General features: G+C 68.0%; 10 protein-coding genes. 8 read left to right on the plus strand and 2 right to left on the minus strand.

Annotated elements, in window-relative coordinates; translation table 11 throughout:
• Positions 1-43 precede the first annotated feature (43 nt).
• Complete coding sequence (locus AB3147_RS22905) at positions 44-505, plus strand: SRPBCC family protein (protein WP_367353042.1); 462 nt, start codon at positions 44-46, stop codon at positions 503-505.
• 163 nt (positions 506-668) lie between these two features.
• Positions 669-1,457, plus strand: a complete 789-nt coding sequence (locus tag AB3147_RS22910; RefSeq protein ID WP_367353043.1) for a hypothetical protein — start codon at positions 669-671, stop codon at positions 1,455-1,457.
• A 44-nt stretch (positions 1,458-1,501) separates the two neighbouring features.
• Here the strand turns inward: AB3147_RS22910 and AB3147_RS22915 are convergent, their stop codons facing one another.
• Entirely contained in the window at positions 1,502-2,266 is a 765-nt protein-coding gene (locus AB3147_RS22915; RefSeq protein ID WP_175137640.1) for a class II aldolase/adducin family protein, read from the minus strand.
• 167 nt (positions 2,267-2,433) lie between these two features.
• Here AB3147_RS22915 and AB3147_RS22920 point away from each other — a divergent pair, with 167 nt between their 5' ends.
• From AB3147_RS22920 to AB3147_RS22935, 4 genes are all read left to right on the plus strand, one after another.
• A complete protein-coding gene (locus tag AB3147_RS22920) occupies positions 2,434-3,093 on the plus strand; it encodes a glutathione S-transferase family protein (protein WP_343737925.1) in 660 nt (219 codons plus the stop codon).
• Between the two features lie 102 nt (positions 3,094-3,195).
• Positions 3,196-4,923 carry an alpha/beta hydrolase gene (locus AB3147_RS22925; RefSeq protein ID WP_224776715.1) on the plus strand — a complete coding sequence of 576 codons (1,728 nt, stop codon included), beginning with the start codon at positions 3,196-3,198 and terminating at the stop codon, positions 4,921-4,923.
• Between the two features lie 50 nt (positions 4,924-4,973).
• Positions 4,974-5,690: a hypothetical protein gene (locus tag AB3147_RS22930; protein ID WP_367353044.1), complete on the plus strand. Its 717-nt coding sequence runs from the start codon at positions 4,974-4,976 to the stop codon at positions 5,688-5,690.
• Between the two features lie 55 nt (positions 5,691-5,745).
• Positions 5,746-6,939: a hypothetical protein gene (locus tag AB3147_RS22935; protein ID WP_367353045.1), complete on the plus strand. Its 1,194-nt coding sequence runs from the start codon at positions 5,746-5,748 to the stop codon at positions 6,937-6,939.
• A 74-nt stretch (positions 6,940-7,013) separates the two neighbouring features.
• On the opposite strand, the gene AB3147_RS22940 is transcribed toward AB3147_RS22935, so the two are convergent.
• Entirely contained in the window at positions 7,014-9,551 is a 2,538-nt protein-coding gene (locus AB3147_RS22940; RefSeq protein WP_367353046.1) for a carbohydrate-binding family V/XII, read from the minus strand.
• A gap of 499 nt (positions 9,552-10,050) precedes the next feature.
• Here AB3147_RS22940 and AB3147_RS22945 point away from each other — a divergent pair, with 499 nt between their 5' ends.
• Together AB3147_RS22945 and AB3147_RS22950 are read left to right on the plus strand one after the other, a co-directional pair.
• Positions 10,051-12,333: a phage tail sheath family protein gene (locus tag AB3147_RS22945; protein ID WP_367353047.1), complete on the plus strand. Its 2,283-nt coding sequence runs from the start codon at positions 10,051-10,053 to the stop codon at positions 12,331-12,333.
• Between the two features lie 67 nt (positions 12,334-12,400).
• Positions 12,401-12,925, plus strand: a complete 525-nt coding sequence (locus tag AB3147_RS22950) for a phage tail protein (protein ID WP_056566211.1) — start codon at positions 12,401-12,403, stop codon at positions 12,923-12,925.
• The last annotated feature ends 5 nt before the right edge of the window (positions 12,926-12,930 follow it).

Genomic DNA, 12,930 nt, shown 5'->3' on the forward strand with positions numbered 1-12,930 from the left:
GTCGTAGTCATGCACCCACCCTCAAATCAAGGCGGACTACACCATGACTACCGGAACCGTACGACACCTGCGCGTCCTGCGCGCCTCCCCCGACCGCGTCTATCGCGCCTTTCTCGAACCCGACGCGGTCGCCAAGTGGCTTCCGCCCTATGGCTACACCTGCTCGGTCCAGGAACTGGACGCGCGCGTGGGCGGCAAGCACCGGATGGCCTTTCGCAACTTCGCCACCGGCCACCTCGAGCCGTTCGGCGGCGAATACCTGGAGCTGGTGGAAGGCGAGAAGATCCGCTACACGGACCGCTTCGACGATCCCGCCCTGCCGGGCGAGATGACGACGACCATCAACCTGCGGCAGGTCTCGTGCGGCACGGAACTGACCATCGTGCAGGAGGGCATTCCCGAGGTCATTCCGACCGAGATGTGCTACCTGGGCTGGCAGGAATCGCTGCTGCAACTGGCCCGGCTGGTGGAAACCGATACGCCCGACGGCCCGGTGCGCGACTGAGGCCGCCGACGCGACCGGCATCGACTCCGATACGTTTGTTCATCTTTTGACACCATCGGGGCGCGCGCAATGGCTCGACTCCCTACAAAATGTGGCGCGCCCCAGCGGCGCTGCGCGGGCCGTAACATTCTGGCCCGCGCGCATCCCACAAGAAGGAAGAATCGTGTCAAAAGTGTTTGCCCTGCTGCTCTGCGCCGCCCTGCCCGCCGCGGCATTGGCCGCCCCCGATACCGAGCCCCTGAAGCTCAACGCGGACAACAAGCTGTACTGCAACGCCCAGACCGATTGGTGCGTGGGCATCAAGACGGACGGCGCGTTCAACGAAAACGGGCCCTTCGCGACCAGCAGGACCCTGCGCGCCGACTACCGGTTCTGGGACTCGCCCGACATTCCCGACTTCAAGGACTTCAAGGTCTGGCCGGAACTGATCCGCCTGAGCGAAGAGCGGGCGCTGGTCGGCGTGATCGGCCCGGCGGAGCCCGACTTCAAGGCGTCGACCCCGTTCTCGGGCGGCGGATTCGAACGCCGGGATCTGTATCTATACGACGTCAATCTGGGCGAGCAGGCCGGCGCGAGCCTGGTGCTCGTCATGCCGTACTCGGCCGATGCCTCCATCCGGGCGTGCTTCAACGAGGCGGACCAGGAAAAGCGCGCCGGGCAATGCAGCGATGTCTATCAGTTCACGGCATCGTTGAAGGCCCTGCCGGGCAAGGAATTGCCGGATCTGCAGGTGAGGACGCAGGCCACCCGCTCGCCGTCAGGGGCCAGCCGTCTCGCGGACTCAAGCGCGCGGCCCGCGCTGACCAAGGCGCAGCTCGCGCCGCAGGTGGACAATCAGTGCAGCTATACGGTGACTTACGCGTGGCAAGCCGGTTCGTCGTCATACCAGCCGGCCACGCCGCTGCCGGATTGCGCCGAGTTCCTGTCCGCGGATCCGGCTGCGAAGAAGTAGGCGGAGGTGTGCTGCTGGCCGGTGTCAGACACCGGCTTTCACGCTTACTCCGCGTAGCCCGGATTGCGCCGGTCCAGCCGGCGCAGCAGGCCCGGCCACGCCAGCTGGGCCTTGTGGGCGCGGTCAGCCGGCGACTCCACCGCCGCGCGGGCCAGAATGTCCGCGGGAATGTGGGTCAGTTCGCCGCCCGCCTGGGCGCGCACCTGCACCATGCAGGCGGCTTCCATCCGGTGCATGGCCTGAAAGGCCTCGGCCATGCTCTGACCCACGGTCAAGAGGCCGTGGTTGCGCAGGATGAGGTAGTTGTTGGCGCCCAGGTCGCGCACCAGGCGCGGCTGCTCGTCGGGATTGAGCGCCAGACCTTCGTAGTCGTGGTAGCTGAGCGAGCGCAGCACGATGAACGCGAACTGCGACAGCGGCAAGAGGCCCGCCTTCTGCGCCGAGACCGCCACGCCGTTGATCGAATGCGTGTGCAGCACGCACATCGCATCCTTGCGCGCCGCATGGATACAGCTGTGGATGGTGAAGCCCGCGGGATTGATGTCGTATTCCGAGTCCATCACCTTGTTGCCGTGCAGGTCGATCTTGACCAGGCTGGACGCGGTGATCTCGTCGAACATCATCCCGTAGGGGTTGATGAGGAAATGCTCCGTGCCCGGCACCTTGGCGGTGATGTGCGTGAAGATCAGATCGTCCCACCCGAACAGCGCCACCAGCCGGTACAACGCCGCCAGATCCTTGCGGACCTGCCATTCCGTTTCGCCGACCTGTTCGCGCACGCTGGCGCCCTGCTTGCCTGCCGTATCCATCCTGTCTCCGTATTGTTGGTGTCGGCCCCGAGCCGTTGCGCCGGGATCCGTCATGCACTGTATTCCTTTTCGCGCCCGGCGCGCACGGCGGCGTCGCGGCAGCGTCCGTCTGGTGAAACAGCCCGAGACCCATTAACCTGTGAGCCACGTCCGAGGAGACTCCGAGAATGCTGCCTGCACTTTACGGTCATCCCTTTTCGTCGTACACGCAGAAGACACTGATTGCGCTGTACGAAAACGCCACGCCGTTCGAGTTCCGCAGCATCGGGCCCGACACGCCCCAGCATGCCGCCGACTGGATCGAGCGCTGGCCGCTGCGCAAGTTTCCGCTGCTGGTCGACGGCGAACGCAACGTCGTTGAATCAAGCATCATCATCGAGTACCTGCAACTGACCCACCCCGGCCCGGTCCGGCTGATTCCCGCCGACCCGATGGCCGCGCTGGACGTGCGCTTTCTGGACCGCTATTTCGACCTGCACGTCATGTACTGGATGCAGCACGCGGTGAACGGCGCGCTGACCGGCGATCCCGCCAAGCGTGACGAAGCGCGGGCGCTGGCCGCGCAGAAGCTGGAACGGGCCTACGCCTGGATCGACGCGCAGCTTGCGACGCGCACATGGGCGGCGGGCGCGGACTTCACGCTGGCCGACTGCGCCGCCGCGCCCGCCTTGTTCTACGCCGACTGGACCCACCCGATCGCCGACGCCTATCCGCATCTGCGGGCCTATCGCGCGCGGCTGCTGGCGCGGCCGTCGTTCGCGCGGGCGGTCGACGAGGCCCGGCCCTACCGGACGCTCTTTCCGCTGGGCGCGCCCGACCGCGACTGACAGCCCCGTCCGTCTCGGCACCCACAATCATCGTCACCCGCGACCATCGCGCGGCAACGTGCGAGAATCCCCGCCATTCCCTCCCGGATGAGGACGCCCACCGTGCAGCAGACCTTGCCCCGCCACCTGCCTACCTTCCTGCGCTCGCACCTGGAGTCCCTATCCGGCGTCGGCCTCATGCTCGGCACGCTGTTCTTTGCCGCGGCGCTGACGCCCACTCTCATCCCCCGCACCCACGTCACACAGGGCGTGCTGGCTGGCACTTGCCTTGCCGCGGGATATGGCCTGGGCGTGCTGTGGCATTGGCTGTGGGCCTACATGGAACTGCCCGAGCCACGCGGCCGGACCGCGCGCATCATCAATGCCGTCATCGGCCTGCTGTGCGTGTCCGTGGCGATCGTATTCCTGGGCCGCGCAGCCGAATGGCAGAACACCATCCGCGCGCTGATGCAGATGGAACCCGTGACCAGTGCACATCCCATCAAGGTCAGCCTGATCGCCCTCGCGACGTTTGCAGTGCTGCTGGCGCTGGCGCGGCTGTTCAAGCTGATCGCGCGCTATCTGACCCGGCAGGTGCGGCGTGTCGTACCGCGGCGTGTGGCCAACGTCACGGGCGCGGCCATCGCCCTTTTGATCTTCTGGCTGCTCGCGACCGACGTGTTCTTCCGTGGCGCGCTGCACGTGCTGGACGCCTCGTTCAAAGAATTCGACGCGCTGCTGGAACCCGAACGCCCGCAGCCGACCGCCGATAACAAGACCGGCGGTCCGGCGTCGCTGATCCGCTGGAATGAACTGGGCCGTGCGGGCCGCGAATACATCGCGTCGGGCCCGACAGCCAGCGAGATCACCACGCAGTCCGGACGCGAGGCGCTGGAACCCATCCGCGTCTATGTCGGCCTGCGCGGCGCGGCCACGCCGCAGGCCCGCGCGCAGCTTGCGCTGGACGAGATGAAACGCGTCGGCGCCTTCGACCGCTCGGTGCTGGTCGTCATCACGCCAACCGGCACGGGGTGGGTCGACCCCGCCGCCGCCGACTCGCTGGAGTACCTGCTCAATGGCGACGTGGCCAGCGTGGCAATGCAGTATTCGTACCTGTCCAGCCCGCTGTCGCTGCTGGCGCAACCCGAATACGGCGCCGAGGCGGCGCGGGCGCTGTTCCAGGCGGTGTATGGCCACTGGACCACGCTGCCCAAGGACCGGCGGCCCCGGCTGTATCTGCATGGCCTGAGCCTGGGCGCCATGAACTCCGCCGGCTCGGCCGAACTGTTCGAGATGATCGGCGATCCCATCCAGGGCGCGTTGTGGAGCGGCCCGCCGTTTGAAAGTCGGGTCTGGCGCAAGATCACGGACGCCCGCAATCCCGGCTCGCCCGCGTGGCTGCCCGAGCTGCGCGACGGCGCCTTCGTGCGCTTCATGAACCAGCACGGCTCGCCGGTGCCAGCCGACGCGCCGTGGGGGCCGATGCGTGTCGTCTACCTGCAATACGCCAGCGACCCGGTCACGTTCTTCGACTATCGCGACCTGTACCGTCCGCCCGCGTGGATGAACGCGCCGATGGGACCGGACGTGTCGCCCGAGCTGCGCTGGTATCCCGTGGTGACGATGTTGCAGCTGGCGCTGGACATGGCGGTGGGCACGGCGACGCCCATGGGCTATGGACACGTCTATGCGCCGCAGCATTATGTGGATGCATGGGTTGCGGTCACCGGCGTAACGGACTGGACGCCGGATGGCCTTGAAGGCCTGAAGCGCTATCTGCTGGAACGCGCGCAGGCCGCGATGGAAGACGAGGACGGCGACGAAGGCGCCTATGAAGGACGCGGAGGTTAGGCGCGGCAGGCGCAGCTCATGAATCACCCATTGCAGTCATGAACCACCCAATGCAGGACCGATTGACGTCGTACTTTTATTCGCACGATGACGTCTTGCGCAGCCGCAGCGTCAGCAGCCGGCTGCTCGCGGGCCACCTGAACGTGCCCGCGCCGCCGGCACGCCTGCTGGCCGATTGGAATCGCGAGATCCGCACGCGGCTGCTGCTCGAACCCGGCGACGTCGAGCAGCTGCCGCTGCCCCGCACCCGCGCGCGCTGGCCGGAATTCGGCGAGTGCGTGCAAGCCATGCGCGACTGGACGCGCGCGCAAGGGCTGGGCGATGTGCTGGGCGCCAGCGACATGGCGCTGATGGCCTGCCGCGGCGCGCGCTATCACCACGACGGCGGTCAATACGGCAGCGCGGCGTTCTGCAATCTGTTCCTGTCCGACGACAAGGGCCTGGACGTGCATTTTCCCGGCACCGGCCACCGCATTGCGCTCACACGCGGCGTGGCCATCGTCTTCGACACCTGCCAGCCGCACGCCGTGATTCGCCGGCATCAAAGCGGGTACGACGAGGCGGACTTTGCCGATGACCAAGATCTGTCGCAACTCTTTCTGACCTGGGAGCTGCCGATCGAAGATCCGGCGGTTGCGCGGGCGCTTGGCATTGTCTTCGACATCAACACCGGAACGGCGTCGCGGCTGGAAGAGGAACAGGTCTGGGCAGATGGCCGGCGCGTTGGCGTGGACCCCGGCGTTGGACAGTGGCGGTCAGCAGATTGAAGCCCTGATGCGTCGGGTATATTGACCGGCCCACGTCTCAGGGTCCACCACGCAGATGCCCTTTCCCATTGCACGCCCGCTTTCGATTCCGTTTGGCGCCTTGGCGCTGGCCCTGCTGCTGCAGGCGCCCGGCGAGGCCAGCGCCGCCGAGCGCACCGTCTACACGGGCACGCTGCAAGGCGTGGGCGACATCGTGATGGAGCTGGACAGCGCGGCCGCCGATGGCGAGCTGACCGGACGCTACTTCTATCCCAAGAACGGCGTCGACATTCCGCTCAAAGGCACCGGCAAATCGCTGGCCGAGCCGCTGACGTACCAGGCCGCCAAACAGCCGGGCGCAAAGCCTGCCGCCACCTGGCAAGGCACGCTCGACGCGCAGGGCTATCGCGGGGTCTGGATCGACACGCGCACGGGCAAGCAACGCAGCTTCACGCTCAAGCGTGTCGCGCAGTACGACGCCAGCGCGCTGACGCCCGATGGCGGCATCGAGTTCGGCGTAGAGATCGACGCGGCCCGCGTGCCTTACGACACGCTCAAACTAGCGGGCCATGCCGAGCCCGTGGGCGACGACATCGGCAGCGCCACCGTGGCCTATCGCATGTGGCGCGATCCGCGCACGCAGTTCAGCTATCCGCGCCTGTCGCGGCATCCGGACAAAGCGGTCATGGCGCGCGTCAACCATCTGCTCGAACAGCGCCACTGGCGCATGAGCCACGCAGCACTGGCCTGCAAGGCCACGGCCTACACCAGCGACGGCCCGTCCGCGGGAACGCTGGGCAACTACGAGGAAGAGGTCGTGAAGGTGCCGTGGCTGTCCAGCGCGTTGATGACCGTGACCGAGTCCGGCAGCCTGGACTGTGGCGGCGCGCATCCCAACAACCACTTCGATCCCTACACGTTGGACCTGCTGCGCGGCGAAACCCTGGATTGGAACCGCGTGTTCGACGCCTACGAGCCGAACAACCGCGAACCGCGCCCCGCGCTGAAGGAACTTGCCGGCCAGGTACAGAAAACCCTGGCGGCGCGCGACGAGGCGGGCCTGACGGAAGACCGCTCCAAGGAAGGCTGCTGGGATCTTTGGCCCACATATCTTGCGCTGGGCGCGACCGCCCCGGGTGCGCTGAGCCTGTCGGTGTCGGGCGTGGGGCACGCGTCGGGCGTGTGTCTTGGCACGCTGGCGCAGGTGCCGTTCAGCGATCTGGCGGCGTATCTGAAGCCGGGCGGACAGGCGTACCTGGTGCAGGACTGACCACAGACAACGTGCGTGCCGGCCGCCGAGCCGGCACGCGTTGCGCACGACGAGAGCGCGCTGCCCCTACCGGCTCAACGCCGGAAGCCGCCGCCGCCCCGGAACCCGCCAAACCCGCCAAAGCTGCGCCCCTCCATCCCGCGGCCCTGCCAGCCGCCCTCCCCGCGCCCTTGCCAGCCGCCCTCCGCGCGACCCTGCCAGCCGCCTTCGCTGCGGCCTTGCCAGCCCCCCGCGGACTCGTTCATGCGGTTCTGCCAGCCTCCGCCATCCATGCCACCCGGTTGCGTCGAATAATCGCGCGCCTGGCGCTGTGCGTTCAGGTAATTGGACTGCGTGTTCGGCTGAACCGGCTGCCAACCCGACGACGTGTGCTGCTGCCAGCCGTTGTCGTTGTGCTCGTAGACATTGCCGTTGTGGTCCGCATACACGTTGCCGTTGTTCCACGCCGCGCCGCTGCCGGTGTTGCGGTTGTAGGTGGCGCCGCGCCGGTCCACGCTGTCGGCGCCTTGGCCCGCCGTGCCGGTCGCGCTGGCGGCGGAGTACGTGGTGCGGCCGGTGTCGGCATTGGTGCGCACGTTCTGCCGGCCTGCGGCCCACTGGCCGTCGTCGTTCTCGACTGCGCCCGCGCGGCCCGCGCCCGATGCGCCCGTGACCGGATCGGTGTAGGCGCCGCGGCGTCCGGCGGCGGCGTTGCCCGTGTACTCGTTGTAGGCCGCGCCGCGCGTGCCTTCAAACGCGGCGCCGGTTTGCGGGTTGTAGCCTTCGGCGTGGGCGCCCTGCCACTCGGTGCCCGTCCAGCCGTTCCAGCCGGCCGCGTGCGTGACCGTGCCGGAGCCGCCCCAGGCGCCGTAGACGTCGACCTTGTTGACGTCCACGCCGCCCCAATAGGGCGCGCCATAGTACGGTCCCCAATACGGCGCCGCGCCGCCCCAGGCCTCGGCGGCGGCAAACCCGAAGGCAAAGCCCGCGGCCGAATCGAAGGCGGCGTTGTAGCCATAGCTGGGCGGATAGCCGACCCAGGTGTTCTGTACGATCGTGGGCGGATAGGAATAGCCCGTGCCGTAGACGACGGTGCCGTCGGGCGCCACCACCACGCCCATGTAGCCGGGTGAATAGCCGAACACCACGCTTTGCGGCGTGGCGCCGTAGACCTGCACATAGGTCACGTAATGCAACGGCGAGCTGGCGGGAATGGCGTAGATGGCCGCCGGAACATGGTCGGCCACGCGCCACGGTCCGGTTGGCGAGTCCGACACGAACCACACCGCGTTCGACAGCGCGTAATAGCGGCCTTCCGCCTGGATGACCGGCACCGGCGAGTTCGTCGCGTAGTGCAGGGTCGTACCGTCGATGGGCCGCAGCACCGGCGCGCCGCCGGCGTATTCGACCTGCAGCTTGGCGGCGCTGCGCGACACCGTGGCGGTCTGCGGAATGGTCGACGCAATCACGGCTTCCCGCGCCTGCGGCGTGCCGGGCACCGACACCAGCACCCCGCCTTGCGGATCCCGCGGCGGAATGCGCGCGAAATCGCGCGGCAGGTCCTTGCCCGGCACATACGACCATGGCCCTTCCAGCCGCGCGCCGCGGAACCAGCGACCGGACACCAGCAGGTAGTAGCGGTTGTCGCCCGGGTTCATGAACACGGCGTGGTCGGCGTTGGTGACCGACAGCAGCGAAGTCCCCGGCACCGGTCGCAGCTCGGCCTGGCCAATCGTGATCAGCAGTTCAGCGGGAACGGTCGACACTTCGATATCGGGCGCGCGGTGCGGCGCCTTGCCATCGTGCGGCATCAACGGGTCCGCCGCCGGACCGCGTCGCGCGGCGTCTGCCGCCGCAAGCAGCGCGGGCGAGGGTTGCGCCACGGTGCGCCACGGCCCGTTGATGTCGCCGGCTTCGTACCAGTGGCCCGCGGCCTGCAGGTACAACCGGCCGGCGTTGTCGCCCAGGATCAGGGCGCGGGTGTTGATGACGCGGCGCCAGCCCTGCGTGTCGGGCAGTTGGGTCCACGCGGGTGCGCCATCCACCAGCACCAGGATCGCCGGCACCGTGCGGTAAATGATGCGCGGCGGCGTGTTGTTCACCGGCACGGTCTTGGCGGGCGGGTTGTTCTGCGACAGCGCATAGCTCAGTTGCAGCGCATCCAATGGCGTGACCACGCCGTTGGCGGGGATGCGGGCTTCGAGTTCGCTGCGCAGGCGCGCGGCCTCCTGCGGCGCGGTGGGCACCTGCACGCGTTCGACGCGGATGTCTGACAGGCGCACCAGCCCGGCCGGCTTGTTCACGTCGGCGCGGGCGGAAAACTCGGCGACGCCGTAGGTCGGGCTGCCCTTGGCCGGTCCCACCGCCACCGCCATGCGGCCGGTGAGGCGGTCGGCGGTCCAGGTGTCGATCTGCGGTTGGTACAGCTCGACCCGCTTGCCGTCGGGTGCGGTGAAGCTACGCGGCCATTGCAGCGCGCGCGCGGCGGACGAGTCTTGTTGGCCGGCGCCCGGTTGCGCGGCAGCAGTCTGGGTCGCGGGGACTGACGCAGGCTGGCCGGCATTCTGCGGCTGCGCCGCGGCGCCAAACGCCAGCGACGTTCCGGCCGCCACGCCCAGGACAACGCGCGTCATGCGCAGGCGTCGGACGGCATCGCCGGAGGTGGCAGGCAAGCGGGAAAACCAGTCATGCAAATGCAGCATTCGGGACACGCAATTCATCTCACGCTCCTTGAGGTTCTGGCCGCCTGCCAAACCGGCTGGGGCGTTCCGCCGCCCGGATGATCGCGGGCGGCGCCGCTTCGGGTTATACGCCAGCGCGCCCCGGGGTTCAATTGCGGCAAGACCGGAGCTGACCGCCCCCTGAATAAGAAACAGATGGTTAACGCCGTTAAAAAGCTATTGATCGCATCAATCAGAACTTCTATAACTCGTTCCTACCAGGGCTTGCTGCTTTTGCCCGATTGCCTTTCCGCTGCAATCCAACTAGAGCGGCGCAACGCCCGCCACCCCGCGCAAGCCTCGCGCGAATCGCCAGCCTTCTCCTGCCCGTCTCCCGTGGCGCGCTGGCGGCTCTCTAAGCCTCTCCTGCGGCCAGGACACTGATCCCGACAGCCGTGTGAAGGAGCAGCTCATGGCCCTTACCCTGTCCCATCCCGGGGTTTATATCCAGGAAATTCCCAGCGGCGTTCGCACGATTGCCGGGGTCGCGACCTCGGTCGCCGCCTTTCTGGGCGCGGCCCCACGCGGTCCCGTCAACAAGGCGGTCCGGATATTCAGTTTCTCCGACTATGAACGCGCCTTTGGCGGACTGGCCGACGATTCCGAGCTGGGCTATGCCGTGCGCCAGTTCTTCGTGAACGGCGGCACGGACGCCTGGGTCGTGCGCGTCGTCAAGGAAGCGTCGCCCGCGCAGCGCACCTTGCGCAGCGCAACCGCGGTGGACGTGCTGACGGTGCGCGCGCTGGACCCCGGCGTATCCGGCAACAGCATCCAGGTCCGCGTCGACCACGCCACCGCCGTGCCCTCCAGCACGTTCAACATCCAGTTCATCCGCGGCAGCGACGGGCGGGCAGAAAGCTACGCCAACGTCTCGTTGAACGCCAAGGATCCGCGCTATCTGCTGGATCTGGTGCAGGGCGTATCGCAGCTCGTTCGCCTGGAGCGGATGCTGTCGCAGGGCGCGCTGGATGCGCTGCCGGCGGGCACCAGCGTCAGCGGCGCGCTGGGCGACGTGCAGACGCTGCTGGATGCGACGCACACGGATTTCCGCGTGGCCGTGAACGGGCTGGAACCCGTGGGCGTCAGCATCGCGTTGCCTGGCGACATTGCCGGCGGCACCGCGACGCAGCGTCTGACCGCGCTGGCAGCGGCAATCCAGACCAAGGTGCGGGCGCAGGCGCAGGGCCGCCCGGCGCTGGCGAACTTCACCGCCGCGCGCAACGGCAACACGCTTGTGATGACGTCCGGCGCGGGCGGCGAAAACGCCAGCGTCCGCGTGCTGCCGGGCGCGCGCAACAACGCCGCGGGCGTGCTGATGCTGGGGTCGCTGGCCGGCGGCGTCGAAACCGACGGCGCGGCCATCATCCGTCCCGCCCCCACGCCTGATGCGGCAACGCTGACCAGCGATGCCTTCGGCGCAACCGACCTGGACGCGCTGCCCGACGCCACGCACACCAGCCTGCGCATCACGCTGGATGGCTTGGGGCCCGAACTCGTGAGCCTGGGTGACGCCACCGCCGCAGGCGGTTCGCTGGCCGCCAAACTGGAAGACGTGGCGGCGCGCCTGCAGGCCGCCGTGCGCGCGCTGCGGCCGGGCACGCCGGCCTTCCGCGACTTCACGGCGCGGGTGCAGGGCAGCACGCTGGTGCTGGCAAGCGGCTCGCGCGGCCTGGGCTCGACCATCGCGGTGGCGGCCGCCCCGGCCAACGACCTGGCCGCCTCCCTGCATCTGCTGACCGGCGCCGTCGCCTCGCCGCCCCCGGTCGATGCGCTACTGGAAGGCGGCACCGAAACGCCGTACGGGCCGGAGGACGTCTATGCCGCGTTTATCGGCAGCCGCGCGCTGCGGCAAGGGCTGTACGCCCTGGAAGACGCCGACATCTTCAATCTGCTCTGCCTGCCGGCCATCACGCACAGCGGCGTGCTGGCCGATGCCGCGTCGTACTGCGAAGAGCGGCGCGCCTTCATGATCGTGGACGCTCCGCCCACGGCCACCGATCCGGCGGCGATGGTGGCGGTGGCCAACGGCACGGCGCTGCCCAAGTCGGATCACGCCGCCGTCTACTACCCGTGGACGTACGTGTCCGATCCGCTCAAGAACGGCAAGCCGCGTCTTGCGCCCCCGTGCGGCACCGTCGCCGGCCTGTACGCGCGCACCGACGGCAACCGGGGCGTATGGAAGGCGCCCGCGGGCACCGACGCCAACCTGACCGGCGTCATCTCGCTGGCCGCGACGCTGACGGACGGCGAGAACGGCAGCCTGAATCCGCTGGGGGTCAACTGCCTGCGCACATTTCCGGTGTATGGCGCGGTGTGCTGGGGCGCGCGCACGCTGCGCGGCGCGGACCAGCTCACCTCGGAATACAAGTACGTGCCGGTGCGGCGCCTGGCCCTCTACCTGGAAGAGTCGCTGTATCGCGGCACGCAATGGGTGGTGTTCGAGCCCAACGACGAGCCGCTATGGGCGCAGATCCGCCTGAACATCGGCGCGTTCATGAACACGCTGTTCCGGCAAGGCGCCTTCCAGGGCAGTTCGCCGCGCGAGGCCTATCTGGTCAAGTGCGACCGGGAAACCACCACGCAGGACGACATCAATCGCGGCGTGGTCAACATCCTGGTGGGGTTTGCGCCGCTCAAGCCCGCCGAGTTCGTCGTCATCAGCATCCAGCAACTGGCCGGCCAGATACAGGCCTGAGCCCGGCACGCGCCGGCGCCGCATGCGGCCCGGCGCGCTTGCCGACCACGGTTACCAGGAGATTGCCATGGCGCAGTTCACCGTCAATCCGCAGCGCTTCGACCCGTACAAGAACTTCAAATTCCGGGTGAAGTGGGATGGCCGCTACGTGGCGGGCGTCAGCAAGGTGTCGGCGCTCAAGCGCAGCACCGAAGTGGTCGAGCACCGCGAAGGCGGCGACCCGTCCAGCGGACGCAAATCGCCAGGCCGCAGCAAATTCGAGGCGGTGACGCTGGAACGCGGCGTCACGCACGACCGCGAATTTGAGCAGTGGGCCAACAAGGTGTGGAACTTTGGATCGGGCCTGGGCAGCGAGGTGTCGCTGAAGAACTTCCGCAAGGACCTCATCATCGAGGTCTACAACGAAGCCGGGCAGCTCGTGCTGGCCTACAAGGTGTTCCGCTGCTGGGTGTCGGAGTACCAGGCGATACCCGATCTGGATGCGAACGCCAACGCGGTCGCCATTCAGACCATCAAGCTGGAAAACGAAGGATGGGAACGCGACTACGAAGTCGCCGAGCCATCCGAACCGAGTTTCGTCGAGCCGGCCTGATGGAG

Source organism: Achromobacter animicus (assembly GCF_040775605.1).
GTDB lineage: Bacteria > Pseudomonadota > Gammaproteobacteria > Burkholderiales > Burkholderiaceae_B > Achromobacter > Achromobacter animicus.